Origin of the sequence: Kitasatospora sp. NBC_01250 (assembly GCF_036226465.1) — a bacterium.
GTDB lineage: Bacteria > Actinomycetota > Actinomycetes > Streptomycetales > Streptomycetaceae > Kitasatospora.
In genome coordinates, this window is sequence record NZ_CP108476.1 from 1,407,418 (window position 1) to 1,425,566 (window position 18,149).

Here is an 18,149-nt window from a genome sequence, read left to right on the forward strand (position 1 = left end):
TCCGGAGGCGGACTTGACTGTGACAGCACCGAGCAACCCGGCACAGACCAGGGTGCAGGAGATCCTCGACGAACTCACCGTCACCGGCGAGGAGACCGGCATCCAGGTCGCCGCCTACCTTGACGGGGAGCTCGTGGTCGACGCCTGGTCGGGCCTCGCCGACGTGGCGAGCGGGGCGCTGATGGAGGGCGAGACCCTGGTGCCCTCCTGGTCGACCGGCAAGGGGGTCGCCGCAACGCTGGTGGCCGTCCTGGTCGACCAGCGGATACTCGACTACGACGCTCCGATCAGCAGCTACTGGCCGGAGTTCGGGGCGCAGGGCAAGCAGCAGATCACCCTGGGCCAGTTGCTCTCGCACTCCGCCGGAGTGCCGCAGCTGCGCCCCGACCTGTCCCCGGAGGAACTGCTCGACCCACCGACCGTCGCCGCGTGGCTGGCCGCGCAGCCACCGCTGTGGGCCCCGGGCACCGCCACGGGCTACCACGCATGGACCTTTGGCGTGCTGCTCGCCGAGATCCTGCACCGGAGTACTGGCCGCAGCTGTGAGCAGCTGCTCCGCGACGAACTCGCCGCCCCGCTCGGCGTCGCCGACACCCTGCTCTTCTCGGTCCCCGACCAGCTGCTGCCCCGGCTGGCCACCTGCTACGACGGCACCTGGGCGGCCCGGCTGGCCGCCATGCCGGACGACTCGCCCTTCCTGGTGTGCGCGCCGCGGACGGTCTCCCCGGTGGCCGAACTCGCGAACCGGGCCGACTTCCGGCGTACCGCGCTGCCGGCCAACAGCACCCTGACCGCCCGGGCCGCCGCCCGGATGTACGCGATGCTCGCCTGTGGCGAGGTCGACGGCGTCCGGCTGCTCTCCGACGCCGCGCTGAAGACGGCCACCGCCCCGCGCACCCTCGGGGTCGACCGGATACTCGGACTGCCGATACCGAAGTCCTACGGCTTCATGCTCGGCGGTCCAGGATCGGGCATCCGCACCGGTGACCAGGCGTTCGGCATGAGCGGCTCCGGGGGCAGCGGGGCCTACGCCGATCCGCTGCACCGCTTCTCCTTCGCGCTGACGAAGAATCGGATGGCCATGAACGGAACGGACGAGCGGATCGTCCGCGCGATCCACGCTGCCCTCGGCATCGCGGCCGGCTGAGGCCTCCGGGGCGCCGGTCCAGGGCTCCGGCCGCTCAGGCCACGTGGACGATGGGGGCAGCCTCGGTGGCCGGGCCAGGTGGGACGGCCGCGGCGGGTGCGGCGCCGAAGCGAGCCAGGTAGTGCCAGACCCGCTTGAGTGCCTGCTCGTCGTAGCGGCCGGTGCGTGCGGCTGCTCCGATGATGCCCGGGTCGAGGAGCCCGTCCTCGGCCAGCTCGGCCCCGAGGTCCACGAACTCCTGCCCCCGGAACTCCGGGTGGCGCCGGAGTTCCTCGACTCCGAGCCGGTAGCCGCCGTGCCACTCGACCCGGCAGGGCAGCAGGCGAGCGGCGGCCTCGACCTCCGTCCCCTGGTAGCACGGGTCCAGAACCAGCGCCTCCACATGCTGGTCGAACAGGACGGGCCCGTGCACCTGGGCCTCGATGTAGTCGTCCAGGGCGTCCCTGCTGTCGGCGGCGGCCAGCTCCACCAGTGACATGGCCGACGCGACGCCGAAGTCCTCGGGCTCGGCGGCGCTGTCCGGGTAGCAGAAGGTGGCCCGGGTGAGTGCTTCGCACGCCAGGCGGAAGTGCGCCGACCCGAACCGCGGCGCCGCACCCACCACTTGGCGTCGGAAGTTCAGCGCCCCGTAGATCGGGCGCTCATCGGCGGGCGCGTCGTCATAGGCCCCGCCGAAGATCCGCTGCTCCCACCGCCAGCGGTCGCCGCCCTGACGGGCGGTCAACCCGCCATTGCTGGTCCCGGTCACGAACTGCGACCGGTACACCCCGTCGGCCGCCATCGCGCGCAGGATGGGCCGACCGCCCACCAAGCGGTCGGGGTGGAAGTTCAGCGTCAGCCGCAGCTGCGGATCGACCGGTACTCCGGTGGACCGGGCAGCGACGTGACGGATGGCCCGTAGCCGCCTGGGCTCCTCGGAGTCGGTACGCACGGTCGAAGTCTGCCGCAGACCGGTGGCGGGGTGGGAGCCGGGGTCGGTCGTTCAGTGGGCTCGACCAGGACGGCCGATCAGGGTGTCTCGTGCCGGTCCGCAACAACGGGCGGCGGCCGGCGGATGACCACACGCCCGGAGCCGAGGTCGATCCGGCGATCGAGCGGAGCGCCCGGCTCCGCGTCCTCACGAAGGACCAGTCGCCGCTCCTTCTCCTCGGCCACGTGCCGCTGGCTCGGGGAGAGCAGGGTGTGAATCTCGTTGATCACGCTGAACATCGACCCGGCGCCGACTTCAGCCTCGCGTTTTCGCCAGTAGATCCAGCCGTGCCGCTCCATCCACAGCAAGGCCTGATCGATGAGGAGCAGCGCGGGTACCGCCGCCACCACCCCGAGGAATATGTTCATCGCCCACTTCCGACTGAAGATGCCGCCTGCCGAAGATGTCGGCCTGCCTGGTTGCTCCACTGCTGCCGCCTCGGCGGCGTTCATCCCGTCCTGACAACGGAGCGGCCGGTACCAACGTGCCCGTTCGACTGCGGAGCGCCCGGGCCGGTGGAATCCGCTGTGGAGTTGAGAAGGATCGAGGATCGGGCCGAGCTCGGTCACCTGCGGCGAGGCGACCGGGCCCGGAGGCTGGAGCTGACGGTGGCGGCGGGATCGTTCATGGTGGGTGCCTCTCCGGGAGTCTCTGCGGGGCCGGTGGTTCCGACACGACCAACATGCGGCAGTCCGCAGGCGGTGTCGATGGGTTTCCCGTTTCCCGTCGAGGCTGGGAAACGGGCCCTGCGGGAAACCCGGTGGGAAACACCGTGCGACCGGTGGCAGGAAACACCGCGGGGAAACACCGGGAAACCTGGGCGGGCCCGGGGACTGGCGGATGACGTCGGGGGACGGGAGTTGACGGCCGGTCTCCTGCCGGCCCGCCGGCTCGTTGAACCGGCATGGACCATGACCTCGCTTCTCTCCCCCGTCCGGCCCGCGATGACCGACGCATGCCCCGGCCGCTGCGCCGCGCGCTGCTGCGGGCCGTCGTCGCCGGACTGGGCTGCGCCGTCGCGCTGACCGTGGCGGGCTGCGAGGAGCAGGTGCCCGCCCGGCTCGACGACCCTGCGACTCCGATGTCGTCCCTTGCCGGGTCGCCCGGGCCGAGCGGGACGGCCACGGCCGGGGCGCCGCCGCCCGTTCGGTCGCACGTGGCGCCGAGCGACAGCTTCGAGCTGCGCGAGGAGCAGCGGGCGGGCAGCGCGCCGGTGTCGCCCGGCGCTGGGACCGGGCTGTCGTCGACGGCCGACAGCCCCGGCTCCCCCTCGGCCCCGTCGGGCGGTTCGGCCGAGCCGAACCGGGCCGAGACGCCGGGCAGCAGTTCGACGGCCGAGGACGACCAGTCACCCGGACCGACCGGACCTCCACCGCTCCGGCCCGCGCACCCCGATGGGTCGGGCTCGGGGGCGACGCGGGGCCCGGCCGGACATGCGAGCCGTCCCGGGCGTGGCGGGCCGCCGACCGCGGCTCGTCCGGCGCCCTCACCGGCGCCGCCGCCCAGGCCGTCCGACAGCGGGCCCGGGTCCGCGGGCGGCTCGGCGCCCGGCACACCGGCCGGTGGCGGCCCCGCGGTCGGCGGCGGGACCGGCGGGGCAGGCGGGGCAGGCGGCACCGGGGTCTGCGGCTTGGCACAGACCTACGGGCAGTGGCCGGCCGACTCCGATCAGGCCAGGATCTGCCGCGGTGTCTACGGTGGCTGACGGCCCGTGGGCGAACACCGGTTGCCCGTCCCGGGTGTGACAGCATGCTGGCGACCGGCTCGAATCGTCAGGCCGCTGCCCAGGGCCGGACTCACTCGTCGCTTTGGAGGAATCATGATCGCCGCGTTCAGCGTCACCCCGCTCGGCATCGGTGAGGACGTGGCCGAGGCCGTGGCCGCCGCCGTACGGGTCGTCCGGGCCAGTGGGCTGCCGAATCAGACCGACGCGATGTTCACCTCGATCGAGGGCGACTGGGACGAGGTGATGAGCGTGATCAAGGAGGCCGTGGAGGCGGTGAAGCCCTTCGCCAGCCGGGTCAGCACGGTGATCAAGATCGACGACCGGGCCGGCGTCACCGACGGGCTGACCCGGAAGATGGCCTCGCTGGAACGGCACCTCGCGGGCTGAAAGGGCGGGCCGGGACGCACCGGGCCCGGGGCTCACCTCCCGAAGAGCCGGGCGGCGTTCTGATAGCAGACCGCGCGGAGCCAGTCGTCGCCGAGGTCGAGCCCGGCCAGCGAGTCCAGCGCGTGCAGGTAGGGGTACGGGATGTTCGGGTAGTCGGTGCCGAGCAGGATCCGGTCCCCCAACTCCAGCAGGCGCGGCCGAAGGTCGGGCGGGAACGGCGAATGCCGCTCGGTGAACTCGGTGAAGGCCATCGTGGTGTCCAGGTGGACCGCCGGGTACCTGGCCGCCAGGTCGAGGAACTCGGCGTACTCGGGCAGTCCGAGATGGGCCACGATCAGCGGGAGCGCCGGATGGCGGGCCATCACCTCGGCCATCGGGCCGGGCCCGGTGTGCTTGCCCGGTGCCGGCCCGGAGCCGCAGTGGGTGACCACCGGGATCCCGCGCTCGGCGAGCAGACCCCAGACGCCGTCCAACAGCGGATCGGTCGGGTCGTAGCCGCCCACCTGGAGGTGGGCCTTGAAGACCCGGGCACCGCCGTCGACCGCCTCGGCCACGTAGCGCTCGGCGCCCGGCTCCGGGAAGAAGGTCGCGGTGTGCAGGCAGTCCGGGGTCCGCGCGGCGAACCCGGCCGCCCAGCCGTTGAGCCACTCGGCCATCCCCGCCTTGTGCGGGTAGAGCATCGCGGTGAACGCGCGGACGCCGAAGCCCCGCAGCACAGCCAGGCGTTCGGCCTCGTCCTCGCGGTAGGTGATGCCCCACTCCCGGCCGATCAGCGGACCGGCCGCATCGAAGTAGGCCCACACCTTGGCCAGCACGTTCTCGGGCATGAAGTGGGTGTGCACGTCGATCAGGCCGGGCAGGCCGAGCCGCTGCCAGAACGCGGTGACCCCGGCGGCCTCGGCCGCCGTACCCGGGGCGGCACCGGGAGCCGTTGCCGCGTCCCGGCCTGCCGCGCGCTGCTGGTCCTCCGCCATCCGACGCCCACCTCTCCCGGTCTCGCTCTCGATCGTGCCTGGGCTCCAGGCCATCGAATGCCTGATGGTGCGATCACCACAGCACAACCTACCGGCCGGTAGGCATCACCGGTCGGGCGTCCGGGAAATCCGCTCGCCCAGCCCCGACCCCAGCCCCGACCCGGCCCCGGCACCGCAGCCGCAGCCGCAGCCGCAGCCCACGTTGCCGGCCGTCAGCGCCAGCGACGAGTGCGCGGCGGCGGGCCGTCCATGATCTCGGGGTTCGCCATGAAGAGCATCAGGTGCCCGCAACCGCGGCAGGCCAGCGCCTCCACGGAACTCTTGCGCGCGAAGACCCGCCCGGGCACGAAGGCCTTCACCAGCAGACGGCCGGATCTGTCGGTGTGCGCGTCGACCTCGACCTGCCGCAGCTCGCCCGCGCAGAGCGGACAGGCCGTCGGTGCCTGGTACGTCGAGCCGTCGCTGGGCCACTCGTCCACGGTGCCCGAGTTCGCGTCCTGCACTCACACCACCCCCTGTTAGACCATTGGCCAACCCCGGTACTGCGGTTGGCCCTGACCGTGCAGGTTAGCCCCGGACCGCCGGGGAGGCACCGGGTGGGTCCGGTCATTGTCCGCCGGCTCCCCCGGGAACCGGCTCGCCGGGGGCCGGTTCGGCACGGTCCGGCTCGTCGGGGGTGAGCTCGTCGGCGAGCAGATCCATCAGCAGGCCGTCGTGCCAACTGCCGTCCGCGCCACGCTCGTAGCGGCGCATCACGCCGACCGGGCGGAAGCCGACCTTGGTGTAGCAGCGGATGGCCGGCGCGTTGTCCGCGGCCGGGTCGATCACCAGCCGGTGGTGGCCCCGGTCGGTGATCAAGTGGCGGGCCAGCGTGCGCACGGCGTCCGTGCCGAGGCCGCGACCGTGCAGGGCCGGGTCGAGGTAGATGTCGATGCTCGCATGGCGGTACTCCGGCTCGGTCTCCTCCGACCACTGGATCGCCCCGGCCACCCGGCCCCGGTGGAGGATCGCGAGCGGGTGGCTGCCCGGCTCGGCGAGGTCCTCGGCCACGGCCGCCGCCAGGTCCTCGCCGCCGCGCCAGCGCTCGTACACCTCGGGGGTGCGGCGGATCGCGACCAGCGCCGGGACGTCCTCGGCGGTGGCCGGGCGCAGCAGCACCCGGGCGCCGCGCAGGACGCCGGTGGCAGCGGACGCGACCGACGGCTCGGCGGCGCCCTGCCCGGTGGTGGACCGATCGGCGTTCGACGACTCAGACATGCCGGTCAGCCTACGGACCAGGCGCGCCCGCGCGGTGACGACGCTCCCGCACGGTGCCCGGCCAGCACGTCGGTCACCGCCCCTGCGGGTGGCCGCGGTGCTGCTCCCATTCGGGAGCCAGGATCGCCATCACCAGATCGTCCGCCCACTCGTCCCCGAACCGGTGTGCCTGGCGACGCACGCCCTCCAGGACGAAGCCGGCCTTCTCGTAGCAGCGTCGCGCGCGCGGATTGAAGGAGAAGAGACCGAGCGAGATGCGGTGCAGCCCCAGGCGCTCGAAGCCATGGCCGACGATCAGGCGCAGCGCCTCGGTGCCGAGGCCCCGGTCGCGACCGGCTTCGGCCAGGACGATCCGGAAGTTGCAACTGCGGTTGGCGGGTTCCCACTCGTTGAGCACCACCTCGCCGACACAGTGACCGGTGGCGCGGTCGACCACCGCCAGGTCCAGCCGGTCGGCCTGCTCGGCGCGGCTGCCGTACCACGCCCGCATCCGCCGCTCGGCGTCCTCGTCCCAGGGCGGGGGCGGGGTGTTGCCGGGGTCCCCGTTGGCGAAGCGGGCGACCTCGGGGTCGGCCAGCATGCCGCGCAGCACGTCGATGTCCGTTGCCAGTTGGAAGGGACGCAGCAGCACCCGCTCGCCGACCAGCGTGGGCTTCTCACTGAAAGCGGCCTTCGCACCGGCCCGTTGCTCGCTCATGGCCGGATTGTCGATGCCGTCGTCCGCCGACGGCAAGCGAATTACGCCGTCGGCGGCCGGAGTTCAGGCGACGCCGCGGATGCGGTGGACCAGCGGGGCGGCGAGCAGGGTGACCACGGCGGTGAGGGCGTAGAGACCGCCGTAGCCGCCCAGGTGGGACACGACGGGAGCGGCCAGGGCCGGAGCGAGCACCTGGGGACCGGAGTTGGCGATGTTGATGACGCCCAGGTCCTTGGCGTGGTCGGCGGCCACCGGCAGCACCTGGGTGACCAGGGCCTGGTCGACGGCCAGATAGATGCCGTACCCCGCGCCGAGCACGAACGCCGCCACGATGGTGACCGGCCAGCTGTGGAACAGCGCCAGGAGCAGCGCGGCGGCGGCCATCACCACGCAGGAGACGACGACCAGCGCCCGGCGGCGGCCGGTGCGGTCCGAGATCGCACCAGCGGGGATCGCGGTGAGCAGCGCGGCCGCGGTGTAGACGGCGGTGAGGACGAGGACGCCGCTGTCGGGCGACGGGTAGTGCACGGCGTCGGTCAGGTAGTAGAGCAGGTACAGGGTGCCGATCGCGTTGCCCAGATTGATCAGCAGACGGGTGAGGAAGGCCCAGCCGAAGTCGGGGTACCGGCGGGGGCTGACCCAGTAGCCGGCGGCCAGCGTCCGGAGGCGGAACGGGGCACGCGCCGCGGGCGGGAGAACCGGGTCGCGGCAGAAGAGGACGAAGGGCAGCCCGAGCACGACGACCGCGATCGCGGTCCCGCCGTAGCCGGCCAGGACGCCGCCGCCGAGCACCGTCACCAGCCCCGCGCCCGCCACCAGCCCCAGCGACTGGCTGATCCCCGTCCAGCCGGAGACCACGGCCCGCTGCCCGACCGGGACTTGGTCGACGACCGGCGTGGTGACCCCCGCCAGCATGACGTTCAGCCCTGCCTGCGCCAGCGCCCACCCGACGATGACACCGGGCAGCGAGTGCCGGCCCGCCGTGTACAGCAGGCCGCCCGCGCCGAGCAGCGCACCCAGCACGATCCACGGCCGACGACGTCCGAAGCGGGAGGTGGTGCGGTCCGAGACCGCACCGGCCAGCGGGTTGACGAGCATCGCGACGAGCGCGCCGACCCCGGTGACCCACGACAGCAAGTCGGCCTTGTGCGCGGCGTCGAGGCGTTCGAGCTGGAGCGGCAGCAGGATCTGGATCGGCGTGAAGAACCCCAGGAAGACGGCCAGGTTGGCCAGGCTCAGCGCACCGATCCAGCCGCCGCCGACCCGGCCCCGGAGCTCGGCCACCGCCACCACCGGCACCGGCACGGCCGGCTCGGTCGCTCTCCCGGGCCCCGCGGGCTCGCCACTGATCATGAGCAGTACTCACTTCCGGCCGGGTCAGGTGGGTCCGGAGCGGGGCGCTCGCCTCCCGCTCCGTCGGGAGTGCTCAACTGCCTTGCCGGCTCCGGGTGATCAGGTCACGGCGAGAAGTATCCATCCGGGGAACGGGCGACGGAAGCCGTCGGGAGTGCGGCGCATGCACCCTGCCTGCGAGCACAGCAAGATCCTCTCCCGGCCCCTCCAAGGACCCCGGAGCTGCCTTGAGTGCCGGTGTCGGTGATGGTCGATCAGGTCCCGGCACCAGGCGTACGACGCCTTCGGTGTTCGCCGCCGCGTCGCGAAGTCGACGTGGACGAGGCCGAAGCGCTGCTGGTCACCCTCGGGCCGTCGAACACCCTGGCATCGTGTTCGCCTTCCGGCCTCAGGCCGCGCGGGCGGACCGCACGGGCTGAACCCGCCTGCCGGACCGACCCCTGGTACTGGCGTCGACCGCGTGGAAGACGAGTGCGCTGCTCAGCCTGGACTACGGAGCGGCCGTGATGCTCGGGGCCAGTCGCTGGGGATTGACGTCGCTGGTCAGCGCGCCTGCGGTGAAGCCGACAGGCAGGAGGACGATCAGGGCGGGGCTGTGCAGCCGGCTCGCCAGGATCTGCGAGCCGACGGCGAGCACCAGGATCAGGACCGCCCCGATGAGGATCCGGTTCGTCCTCACGTCCCCTCCGGCCAGGACGATTCACTGGACGAGCTGATAGAGGCTCGTGCCGGCTCCCGCCGGAGCGGGCGCGAACGTCGCGCAGAGCAACGTCACGAGCGCGGCCGCGTACCTCAGGTGGGCAGGCCGGTGAGGACGAGGTCGAGGAGCATGGGCCGCAGTCACTTCTCCCATGGCGAGATGCCCCATCTGACGGTGTGCCGCTCGCCCGGTCCGAGGGCGACGATCGACGTACCGCTGCGGAAGGCGTCCGGCGGGCAGGACATCGGTTCGATGGCGACCGCCCGACGACGTTCCCTCTCCGGCAGGGTGTCGCCGGTGTACACCTGCAGGAAGTCCGCCCCCTCGCCGAGCCAGACATCCGTACCCTGTTCCCCCGACGGGTGGGCCAGGCGTACCACGGCGCGACCGCGGGCGTCCCGGTCGAGATCGCCGAACGGGGTGTCCAGGTGCTGGGCGCCGATCGCCCTCGGTGTGCGGAAGTCGTACGGGGTGCCCGCAACCGGTTCGGCGGCCACGGGCAGGCCCAGGTCGTCGGTACGGAGCCAACTCCGCGCCGGCACGGTCAGCACCGCTTCGTCGACCGCGGCCGTACCGACGGTGAGGTAAGGATGCTGGCCGACGCCGTACGGCGCGACGCTCGCGCCCTGGTTCAGCGCGGTCACGGCCACCTCGAGGCCCTCGTCGCCCAGGACGTACTCGGCTCGGATCCGCAGGTGGAAGGGGTAGCCGGGCTGCGGCCACAACGTGACTTCCAGCACGGCTCGGCTGTCCGCCACCTCCAGTACCTGCCACGAGGTCCAGCGGAGCAGACCGTGGATCGCGTTGCCGTTCACCGGCTCGGTCAGCGGAAGTTGCAGGTCCTGCCCGTGCCACCGGTAGCGGCCGCCCCCGACCCGGTTCGGCCACGGCACCAGGAGTTGGCCGCGTCCTCCCGTGATCCGGCCGTCGGCAGCGAAGCCGTCGAGAACCGGACGTTCGCCGATCGCGTAGTGCCGAAGGGCGCCGCCCAGCTCGACGACGACCACGGACTGGCTCCCATGACGCAGTGTCAGCTGCCGTCCGGTCCGGCTCTCGCGCACGCGGCCTCCTCGCACTGCCTGAGGGCGGATCCAACCCACGAGCCCGAGCGCCGTGGCGGCCCGACGAGTCCGGGCCCCTCGATCGGCAGGGTGCGGGCACGCAGGGTCCAAATCAAGCGAGACACGATCCCGCCTCCGGAACAGCTCGGCGGGTTCGCCCTTTGAGACGATTCCTGGCGCGCCGGGCGCCCTTCAGCTGTCCGGTGACGTTCTGAGCCCGTCGGCACCGAGCAGCTCCAACGCCCTGGCGACGGTCTGCTCCGGGGAACCCGCGAGCGGCACCACGTACGGGTGCTCGTCCGCCGCCGGCTCCTCGAAGTCCTCGAACTGACTCGCCAGCAGCTCGACCGGGAAGAAGTGGCCCCGCCGCGCGGCCAGCCGCGACGCGATGAGCTCCCGGCTCCCCTGCAGGTACAGCAGCCGAACCTCCGGCCGCCCGTCCCGCAGATAGTCCCGGTACGATCGCTTCAGCGCCGAGCAGGCCACGACGCCCGACGCGCCGCTTGCGATCTGTTCATCCATCCACCGCGTGACCCGGCCGAGCCACGGCCACCGGTCCGCATCGGCGAGCGGATGACCGGCGGCCATCCTGGCCCGGTCCTGTGGGGTGTGGAGGTCGTCCGTCTCCAGGAAGGACAGCCCGAGCCGTTCGGCCAGCATGGCCGCCACCGTGCTCTTGCCTGACCCGGAAACGCCCAGAACCACGAGGATCGTCGTCCGGCGCGGTGGATCCGCGCGCTTCGTTGCCATGCCACGATCCTCCGAGCACTCGTGGGCTGTCGCCTCCCGCAGTGCCGCCGGGGGTGTCAGCGGCCGGTTCGGATGCTGATCCGCCGCCAGACCGCTCGTTGGAACCTGAGCGTGAGGACACCCACCGCGGGGACGATCGTCGGCAAGCCGAGCGGCTCGTCCGGTACCGCTCTCCGGGCACGACCGGGACAGGCCGCGGCCTGTCCCGGTCGTGCCCGCCGATGCCTGGCAGGCACGTGACTGGTCCATCCGGAGTACCCGGTGGGCAGGCACGTCCTGCCTGGTCACAGCGGATTCCGGGATCATCGGCAACAGACGTGGAGCGCATGCTCGCGGCTGGTCGGATAGTGGGACGCGGGGGATCTTCCCGAGATCGCGGAGACACCATGGACCGCTATCCGCCTATCGCCGACCACGGTCTGGTGGGCGACCTGCAGACCGCCGCGCTGGTCTCGTCCCAAGGGGTCGTCGACTGGTTCGCAGCTCCTCGGTTCGACTCACCCAGCATCTTCGCCGCCCTGCTCGACCACGACCGGGGCGGCTACTTCCTCTTCGCCCCGGAGGAGGCGGATGTCACGTACAAGCAGCTCTACTACCCCGACACCGCCGTCCTGGTGACCCGGTTCATGTCCCCCGACGGGGTCGGCGAGGTGATCGACTGCATGCCACCCGACCGGACGGGCACGCCCACCGACCGGCACACGCTGATTCGCGTCGTGCGCGCGGTGCGGGGCACTGTGCGGTTCGTCCTGGACTGCCGTCCGCGGTTCGACTACGGCCGTGCCCCTCACGAACTCGATCTCCAGGGCGAGACCGCGGTGTTCCACGCCCCGGAACTGGCCGGATACCTGCAGAGCACCTTCCCCGTGGAACGCAACGGGAACGACGTGCGCGGAGAGGTCACGCTGAACGCCGGGGAGCTGGCGGGTGCCGCCTTCACCGTCTGCGTCCCGGACGGGGCCCCGCCCGCGCCGATCACCGTGGAGGAGCTCAGTGACCGGCTCTTCGACATCGGCAACTTCTGGCAGGGCTGGCTGCGCACCTCCACCTACCGCGGCCGATGGCCGAACATGGTGGGCCGCTCCGCCATCACGCTCAAACTCCTCACCTACCACCCCACGGGCGCCCCGGTCGCCGCGGCGACCATGGGCCTTCCCGAGCAGATCGGTGGCGAGCGCAACTGGGACTACCGCTACACCTGGGTCCGTGACGGCTCGCTGTCCGTCCGAGCGCTGCTCGACCTCGGATTCGCCGAGGAGGCCACCCGGTTCACCCACTGGCTGCGCGACCGCCTGGCCGAACGAGCGGGGTCCGACGGCGAGCGTCTGCAGATCATGTACCGGGTCGACGGCGATCCCGACATCCCCGAGGTGATCCTCGACCACTTCGAGGGCTACCGCGGCTCGGCCCCGGTCCGGGCCGGCAACGCCGCCATGGACCAGTTGCAGCTCGACATCTACGGCGAGGTGCTCTACGCCCTGGCCGAGGGCGGCACCGTGGGCCAGCACACGGGCTATCACGGGTGGAAGGGGCTCGCCGCCGCCCTGGACTGGCTCGCCGACTCCTGGGACCGTCCCGACGAGGGCATCTGGGAGACCCGCGGCGGACGCAAGGACTTCACCTACAGCCGGGTGATGTGCTGGGCCGCCTTCGACGCCGGGCTCCGTCTGGCCACCGAGTTCAGCAGGCCCGCCGACCTCGCGCGCTGGACCACCGCCCGCGACGCCATCCTCGAGCAGGTGATGACCCGCGGGTGGAGCGACAAGGAGCAGGCTCTCGTCCAGCACTACGACGGGGACGTGCTGGACGCGTCCTTGCTGCTCATCCCCCGGGTCGGCTTCCTCGCGCCCAAGGGCCCGGGCTGGCTGTCCACGCTGGACGCCATCGACCGCAAACTCGTCTCCGACAGCCTCGTCTACCGCTACGACCCGGCCGCCTCGCCCGACGGTCTACGAGGCTCCGAGGGCACGTTCAGCCTCTGCACCTTCCTCTACGTCGATGCGATGGCCCGGGCCGGCCGGACCGAGCAGGGGCGCTACGCCTTCGAGAAGATGCAGACCTACGCCAACCACGTCGGTCTCTTCGCCGAGGAGATCGGGCCGAGCGGGGAGCAACTGGGCAACTTCCCCCAGGCGTTCACCCATCTCTCGCTGATCATGGCCGCCACCACCCTCGACGCGGCACTCGACCGGGAACAGGCTCGCTGAGCATCCATGGCGACCCGCACAGGATCCCCCGGCCCACCACCGCTGAGTTCGGCCGAGTTCCGCGCGCTCTACCAGCGAGGCGAACGCCCTGCAGTTCGCCTCGGACCGCTTCGCCATGAACGTGCACGGCGACGCCGACGGCCACATCGACGCCCTGTGCCACGTCGTCTACGACGGCACCCTGCACAACGGCGTGGCCGCGAGCAGCCTGACCGCGACCGGGGCGACGAAGCTGTCCATCGACGTGGCGCGGGACGGAATCGTCGGCCGCGGCGTGCTGCTCGACATTCCTCGTCTGCGCGGCGTGCCGTGGCTCGAACCCGGCGACCACGTGACCGGAGAGGAACTGGCCGCCGCCGAGAGCGCGCAGCATCTGCGGGTCACCCGGGGGGACCTGCTCTTCGTGCGGGTCGGCCATCGCCGCCGTCAGCGCGAACTCGGGCCGTGGAACGCGGCCGAGGCTCGCGCCGGGCTCCACCCCACGGCCATGGGGTTCCTGGCGGACCGGCAGGTCGCGGCGCTCGGCAGCGACGGCAACAGCGACACCGCTCCCAGCACCACGGAGGGGGTGGCCTTCCCGGTGCACGTTCTCGGCATCCACGCCATGGGCCTGCACCTGCTGGACTACCTGCAGTTCGAGGATCTGGTGCCGATCTGCGAGGAGCAGGGCCGCTGGTCGTTCCTCTGCGTGATCGCCCCGCTCCGGCTTCCCGGCGCCACCGGATCACCGGTCAATCCCATCGCGGTCCTGTGACGTGCGAACACCCGAGAACGGGAGCCCATGGCAACACCAAGTTCTACGGGCGGCGCTCTTCCGGCTGCGCCCCCAGGACTTCGGCGAGCTGCGCCACCACGACGGCAACCCGATCGACCGGCTGCGCTGAACGCCCACTGGTCCGCGCCGGACAGCGGCCGAACCGGAGGGGCCCCGGTCGGGCTAGAGGTTGTCGCCCGGTGCCTGAGCCCCTCGCGTATCGGAGTCGGTGAGGGGTTCCAGCTCTCCGAGCGTGTCGAGACGGTAGAGCAGGACGAGGGCCGGCCCGACCACCACGACCGCGATCACCGTGACGATCGCCAACCAGCGCAACGTGTGGGCGGCTCCAGCGGCCTGTGCCACCGTCAACGAGGTGGGCAGCAGGTACGGGCGCTGGGCGAGGCCCCAGGCGCCCACGGTCAGGGCGACGCCGGCCACCGAGGTGCAGCGGCACCAGCGGTACTCCCGCCGCGCGAGCAGCAGCGCGGTGAGGGCGGCGGCGAGGGCAGCGAGGATCACGAGCGCCAACCCGGCCCCATGGGTGAGGCCGTGCCGGACGTAGGCGGCGTCGTGGTGGGTGACGGGGATGCCGATGACCGCCAGCACCACGATGACTCCGAGGCTGCAGAGCGCTCGGAGCCGGAAGTACCGGACCAGGTCCTCGGCTCCGAAGCGGCGCGCGTCCGCGGTGAGGAAGACGGCGCCGAGGTACGCGGTGGCCGCGACAGTGAGCAGCCCGGCAACGATGGAGGTGGGATTGGCCCAGGCGTCGGAGGAGGCCGTGGTCCCGGGCGCGACCCGGCCGGCGGCGATGCCGCCGATGACCACGCCGAAGAAGAAGGGGGTGAGCAGTGAGGAGACCGCGAAGACCGCGCCGTAGATCCGCCGTCCGGCCAGGCGCCGGGTCGGCTTGCGCAGGGCGAAGCCTGCGCCGCGCAGGACCAGGCCGATGGCGGCCAGGGCCAGTGGCAGCCACATGGCGTCGAAAACGGCCTGGAACATCGTGGGGAAGCCGGTCCACATGATGATGAAGACGAAGATCAGCCAGACGTTGTTGGCCTCCCAGACGGGTGCCATGGCATGGTCGATCAGCCAGCGGGGGCGCTCGCCGCGCTCGGCTCCCCCGGACAGCAGGTCCCAGAAGCCGGCGCCGTAGTCGGTGCCCCCGGCGCAGGCGTAGGCGGCGATTGCCAGCACCAGCACCCAGGAGATCGCGTCGGCCATCATGACGTGCCACCAGGTGGCCGCGGCGTGCCGGGATCCGGCGCGGCTCCGGTGGTTGCCGCGGTCGCTTCCCTTGGGCCGTACGGAGTGCCGGCCTCCGGACCGATCGCGCCGGCCCGCCCGGCCGGGCTCTCGTCGGCGATCCGCCAGCGGGTGCGCATCTTCAGCAGCACGGCGAGGAAGGCGCCGAAAATGAGCACGTACACGGCCACCACGATGCCGAACATCGTCCACAGTGAACTCGCGCGGGTGGCGGTGACCGCGTCGGAGACCCGCATGTTGAAGTAGACGATCCAGGGTTGGCGGCCGACCTCGGTGGTGATCCAGCCGCACTCCACGGTCAGCAGACTGGCGGCCCCGGCGACGGCGGCGCAGCGGAAGAACCACCGGGACCGGGGGAGGTCACGGCGGCGCCACCAGCACCACGCGTACCAGAGGGCGAGCAGGATCAGCAGGCTGCCGATGGTGGCCATGATGTCGAAGGTCCAGTGGACGATGGTCGCCTGGGTGGCGGTGGGGCGGTCGTCGGCGGCCACCGAGGTCAGGCCGGTGACCTGGGTGCTGGGCTTGAATCCGGCCAGGATCGAGTCGAGTTGGGGGATCTTGATGCCGCCGGAGATCGTTCCGTCCTCGTTGAGGCGCCCGAACAGGTACTCCGGCACGTGGGTGTCGGTGTTCCAGACCATCTCGGCGGCGGCGAACTTGACCGGCTGTTTGTGGAAGACCTGCCGGGCGAGGTTGTCGCCCAGGAAGAACTGGACGGGGGTGAGGATCGCGGCGACGGTGAACGGCACGGTGAAGCCGAGCCTGTGGTAACGGTCGCGGCGTCCGCGCAGCCAGCCGACCGCGTAGACCCCGGCGACCACGTAGCCGGCGGTCAGGAACATCGCCACCGCGAAGTGCCAGTACTCCGGACCGAAGATCGGCGTGAAGATCGCCTGCCGCACGGTGACGTCGACCGGATTGCCCTGGGCGTCGAGGGTGAAGCCCTGCGGGGTGTTCATCCAGGAGTTCGCCGCGATGATGCCGAACGCTCCCAGCAGCGCGGCCAGCGGCAGCGGCGCGCCGAGCCAGAAGTGCGTCCAGGGCCTGAGCCTGCGCCAGCCGTACAGGTAGATCGCGATGAGGACGGCCTCAAGGAAGAACGCCCAGGCCTCGACGCCGAATCCGAGACCGAACACGTCCCCCCAGCGGCCCATCATCCTCGGCCACAGCAGCCCGAACTCGAAGGAGAGGACGGTGCCGGTGACGATCCCGATGGCGAACTGCACAGCCATCACCGCCGACCAGCGCCGGGCCAGCTTCAGGGCCACGGCATCGCCCTTGCGCAGCCCGCGGTAGTGCATCAGGAGCGTGATCAAGGGCAGCGCGACACCGAACGGGACCAGGAGGATGTGGGAGCCCAGGGTGAAGGCCATCAGCTCGCGCGCGGGCAGCATCTGGGGCGGGGTGCTCGCGAGAAGAAGCGTGGTGCTGTGCATGTGTGCCTCGATGGCTCGAGCCGGGTGGCGCTGGGTCAGTGAGCGGGCCGGGCGGGGTCGGTCGGAGCGCAGGTTCCGGCGCAGGTGCCGCGCGCTCGCGGCGCGCCCCGGAGGCGGACACGATCGACCGGGTGAGCAGCGCTCCGAGCCTGCTGCGGAAGCCGGTGAACCGCTCCCGGGCGTCCGTGGCCGACTCTAGGCGCACTGGTACAGCAGCGGCTGGAAGAGGTGGGCGCAGCGGTCGGCAAGGGTCACGGCGACGGGCGACCGGCGCAGCGCCCGCGCGGCGAACAACCCGGCGACTCCCCCGCCGAGGGCCGTCACTCGGCGGGGCGTGATGTGGTCCTCCATCGAGGTGTCAGCCGCCGGTGGCGAAGCCGGGGAAGAGCGTCATTCCGCCGTCCACGTAGAGCGTCGTGCCCACCACGTAGTCGAGCAGGTCGGAGGCGACTGCCACGACGGCGTTGGCGATGTCCTCCGGGTCGCCGACGCGGCTGTAGGGGATCAGCCGCAGGAGGTCGGCCTCGGCCTCGGGGGTGTCCCAGGCGTCCTTGTTGATCGGGGTGCGGATGGCGCCGGGGGCGACGGCGTTCACCCGGATCTTCCTGGGCGCCAGCTCTTGGGCGAGCGTCTGCATCATCATGCCGACGCCGCCCTTGGAGGAGGCGTAGTTCACGTGCCCCGACCAGGGAATGATCTGGTGGACCGAGCTCATGCAGATGATCTTCCCGGCAGCGCGGGACACCTCCGGGACGACACCACGCCGCAGGAACTCCTTGGCCGCCGCCCGGGCGCAGAGGAACTGGCCGGTGAGGTTGACGTCGATGACCTTGTGCCACTGGGCGAGTGTCATCTCCGTGACGGGAGCGTCCCGCTGCAGGCCCGCGTTGGCGACCATGATGTCGATGGTGCCGAGCTCGTCCACCATGCGCGAGACCATCTGGACGACCTGCTCCTCGTCGGACACGTCGGCCTCGTGCGCGTAGGAACGGACCCCGAAGGCCTCGATCTCCGTGACCACCTTCTCGGCTTCGTCCGCGCCGACGACATAGTTGACGACGACGTCCGCGCCGGCCCGGCCGAGCGCGATCGCCGTCGCCTTGCCGATGCCGGAGTTGGCACCGGTCACCAGCGCCTTCTGCCCGGCCAGGAGCTGTGAGTGGATCACCCCGCGATTCCCACCGGCACTGCCTGCCACGACTTCTCCTTTCGGATCTGTGGGCGGCCCGGCGGTCAGTGGCGGACTGCCCGCCTCCTGTGCCCATGCTCTGTCCAGGCTCCACACCCTCTCGGCGAGGGAAGCACCACCAGGCACGACAAGCCCGAAGCGCCGCGCTGTGCTCACCCGTTCGATAGTGGGCGCCACGCAATCGGGCTACCGGACGCCGCACGGTCCGGAGGTATCGGGTACCTCGTCTTCAGCGGACTCGGCGCCTGGACCGGGGTCGGGGCGGGCACGCC

The 18,149-nt window shown here is 71.8% G+C and carries 18 protein-coding genes and 3 pseudogenes; 6 read left to right on the forward strand and 15 right to left on the reverse strand.

Translation table 11 applies throughout. From position 1 onward, the window contains the following. Positions 1-19: 19 nt before the first annotated feature. The gene (locus OG500_RS06325; protein ID WP_327071456.1) at positions 20-1,147 is read left to right on the forward strand and encodes a serine hydrolase domain-containing protein; all 1,128 of its coding nucleotides are present in this window, start codon (positions 20-22) and stop codon (positions 1,145-1,147) included. 34 nt (positions 1,148-1,181) lie between these two features. Here OG500_RS06325 and OG500_RS06330 read toward each other — a convergent pair whose 3' ends face one another. Together OG500_RS06330 and OG500_RS06335 are read right to left on the reverse strand one after the other, a co-directional pair. After that, positions 1,182-2,078 carry a DUF3626 domain-containing protein gene (locus OG500_RS06330; RefSeq protein ID WP_329577515.1) on the reverse strand — a complete coding sequence of 299 codons (897 nt, stop codon included), beginning with the start codon at positions 2,076-2,078 and terminating at the stop codon, positions 1,182-1,184. A 77-nt stretch (positions 2,079-2,155) separates the two neighbouring features. Then, a complete protein-coding gene (locus tag OG500_RS06335) occupies positions 2,156-2,686 on the reverse strand; it encodes a DUF6191 domain-containing protein (RefSeq protein WP_329577518.1) in 531 nt (176 codons plus the stop codon). Positions 2,687-3,072: 386 nt separating this feature from the next. Here OG500_RS06335 and OG500_RS06340 point away from each other — a divergent pair, with 386 nt between their 5' ends. Together OG500_RS06340 and OG500_RS06345 are read left to right on the forward strand one after the other, a co-directional pair. Further along, the gene (locus tag OG500_RS06340) at positions 3,073-3,822 is read left to right on the forward strand and encodes a hypothetical protein (RefSeq protein WP_329577521.1); all 750 of its coding nucleotides are present in this window, start codon (positions 3,073-3,075) and stop codon (positions 3,820-3,822) included. A gap of 114 nt (positions 3,823-3,936) precedes the next feature. Further along, entirely contained in the window at positions 3,937-4,230 is a 294-nt protein-coding gene (locus OG500_RS06345) for an MTH1187 family thiamine-binding protein (RefSeq protein ID WP_329577525.1), read from the forward strand. 32 nt (positions 4,231-4,262) lie between these two features. Here the strand turns inward: OG500_RS06345 and OG500_RS06350 are convergent, their stop codons facing one another. The 9 genes and pseudogenes from OG500_RS06350 to OG500_RS06390 all read right to left on the reverse strand — a co-directional run bounded on the left by OG500_RS06350 (position 4,263) and on the right by OG500_RS06390 (position 11,022). Then, positions 4,263-5,204 (reverse strand): amidohydrolase family protein, encoded by a 942-nt coding sequence (locus OG500_RS06350; protein WP_329577529.1) that lies wholly within the window; start codon positions 5,202-5,204, stop codon positions 4,263-4,265. A gap of 212 nt (positions 5,205-5,416) precedes the next feature. Then, the gene (locus tag OG500_RS06355) at positions 5,417-5,707 is read right to left on the reverse strand and encodes a hypothetical protein (RefSeq protein ID WP_327065403.1); all 291 of its coding nucleotides are present in this window, start codon (positions 5,705-5,707) and stop codon (positions 5,417-5,419) included. A gap of 172 nt (positions 5,708-5,879) precedes the next feature. Beyond that, a pseudogene (locus OG500_RS06360) lies at positions 5,880-6,461 on the reverse strand (GNAT family N-acetyltransferase); the annotation flags it as partial. A gap of 73 nt (positions 6,462-6,534) precedes the next feature. Further along, positions 6,535-7,158 (reverse strand): GNAT family N-acetyltransferase, encoded by a 624-nt coding sequence (locus OG500_RS06365; protein WP_327065404.1) that lies wholly within the window; start codon positions 7,156-7,158, stop codon positions 6,535-6,537. A gap of 63 nt (positions 7,159-7,221) precedes the next feature. Further along, positions 7,222-8,511, reverse strand: coding sequence for an MFS transporter (locus tag OG500_RS06370; protein WP_329577533.1), 1,290 nt, complete (start codon positions 8,509-8,511; stop codon positions 7,222-7,224). A 99-nt stretch (positions 8,512-8,610) separates the two neighbouring features. Further along, positions 8,611-8,850 (reverse strand): annotated as a pseudogene (locus OG500_RS06375) (family 1 glycosylhydrolase); the annotation flags it as partial. 151 nt (positions 8,851-9,001) lie between these two features. Then, the gene (locus OG500_RS06380) at positions 9,002-9,190 is read right to left on the reverse strand and encodes a hypothetical protein (RefSeq protein WP_329577536.1); all 189 of its coding nucleotides are present in this window, start codon (positions 9,188-9,190) and stop codon (positions 9,002-9,004) included. A 161-nt stretch (positions 9,191-9,351) separates the two neighbouring features. Further along, a complete protein-coding gene (locus OG500_RS06385) occupies positions 9,352-10,272 on the reverse strand; it encodes an aldose 1-epimerase family protein (RefSeq protein ID WP_327065407.1) in 921 nt (306 codons plus the stop codon). 192 nt (positions 10,273-10,464) lie between these two features. Beyond that, complete coding sequence (locus tag OG500_RS06390) at positions 10,465-11,022, reverse strand: gluconokinase (protein ID WP_327065408.1); 558 nt, start codon at positions 11,020-11,022, stop codon at positions 10,465-10,467. A 386-nt stretch (positions 11,023-11,408) separates the two neighbouring features. Here OG500_RS06390 and OG500_RS06395 point away from each other — a divergent pair, with 386 nt between their 5' ends. The 3 genes and pseudogenes from OG500_RS06395 (at position 11,409) to OG500_RS06405 (ending at position 14,113) form a co-directional block, all read left to right on the forward strand. Further along, positions 11,409-13,229, forward strand: coding sequence for a glycoside hydrolase family 15 protein (locus tag OG500_RS06395; RefSeq protein ID WP_329577539.1), 1,821 nt, complete (start codon positions 11,409-11,411; stop codon positions 13,227-13,229). 79 nt (positions 13,230-13,308) lie between these two features. After that, positions 13,309-13,983: pseudogene (locus OG500_RS06400) on the forward strand (cyclase family protein); the annotation flags it as partial. A gap of 1 nt (position 13,984) precedes the next feature. Then, positions 13,985-14,113, forward strand: coding sequence for a hypothetical protein (locus tag OG500_RS06405; RefSeq protein ID WP_327065411.1), 129 nt, complete (start codon positions 13,985-13,987; stop codon positions 14,111-14,113). A 53-nt stretch (positions 14,114-14,166) separates the two neighbouring features. On the opposite strand, the gene OG500_RS06410 is transcribed toward OG500_RS06405, so the two are convergent. The 4 genes from OG500_RS06410 to OG500_RS06425 form a co-directional block, all read right to left on the reverse strand. Then, complete coding sequence (locus tag OG500_RS06410) at positions 14,167-15,210, reverse strand: cytochrome d ubiquinol oxidase subunit II (RefSeq protein ID WP_329577542.1); 1,044 nt, start codon at positions 15,208-15,210, stop codon at positions 14,167-14,169. Beyond that, a complete protein-coding gene (locus OG500_RS06415) occupies positions 15,207-16,688 on the reverse strand; it encodes a cytochrome ubiquinol oxidase subunit I (RefSeq protein WP_329577545.1) in 1,482 nt (493 codons plus the stop codon). The genes OG500_RS06410 and OG500_RS06415 overlap by 4 nt, the downstream gene beginning before the upstream one ends. Positions 16,689-16,883: 195 nt before the next feature. Continuing rightward, positions 16,884-17,039 (reverse strand): hypothetical protein, encoded by a 156-nt coding sequence (locus OG500_RS06420; protein ID WP_329577548.1) that lies wholly within the window; start codon positions 17,037-17,039, stop codon positions 16,884-16,886. A gap of 7 nt (positions 17,040-17,046) precedes the next feature. Next, the gene (locus OG500_RS06425; protein WP_329577551.1) at positions 17,047-17,886 is read right to left on the reverse strand and encodes an SDR family oxidoreductase; all 840 of its coding nucleotides are present in this window, start codon (positions 17,884-17,886) and stop codon (positions 17,047-17,049) included. Positions 17,887-18,149: the final 263 nt, after the last annotated feature.

Bases quoted from the DNA above. Each gene is read 5' to 3' on its own strand.
- OG500_RS06345 (WP_329577525.1), top strand. From the start codon at position 3,937: ATGATCGCCGCGTTCAGCGTCACCCCGCTCGGCATCGGTGAGGACGTG.
- OG500_RS06410 (WP_329577542.1), bottom strand. From the start codon at position 15,210: ATGATGGCCGACGCGATCTCCTGGGTGCTGGTGCTGGCAATCGCCGCC.
- OG500_RS06415 (WP_329577545.1), bottom strand. From the start codon at position 16,688: ATGCACAGCACCACGCTTCTTCTCGCGAGCACCCCGCCCCAGATGCTG.
- OG500_RS06365 (WP_327065404.1), bottom strand. From the start codon at position 7,158: ATGAGCGAGCAACGGGCCGGTGCGAAGGCCGCTTTCAGTGAGAAGCCC.
- OG500_RS06370 (WP_329577533.1), bottom strand. From the start codon at position 8,511: ATGATCAGTGGCGAGCCCGCGGGGCCCGGGAGAGCGACCGAGCCGGCC.
- OG500_RS06420 (WP_329577548.1), bottom strand. From the start codon at position 17,039: ATGGAGGACCACATCACGCCCCGCCGAGTGACGGCCCTCGGCGGGGGA.
- OG500_RS06390 (WP_327065408.1), bottom strand. From the start codon at position 11,022: ATGGCAACGAAGCGCGCGGATCCACCGCGCCGGACGACGATCCTCGTG.
- OG500_RS06395 (WP_329577539.1), top strand. From the start codon at position 11,409: ATGGACCGCTATCCGCCTATCGCCGACCACGGTCTGGTGGGCGACCTG.
- OG500_RS06340 (WP_329577521.1), top strand. From the start codon at position 3,073: ATGCCCCGGCCGCTGCGCCGCGCGCTGCTGCGGGCCGTCGTCGCCGGA.
- OG500_RS06350 (WP_329577529.1), bottom strand. From the start codon at position 5,204: ATGGCGGAGGACCAGCAGCGCGCGGCAGGCCGGGACGCGGCAACGGCT.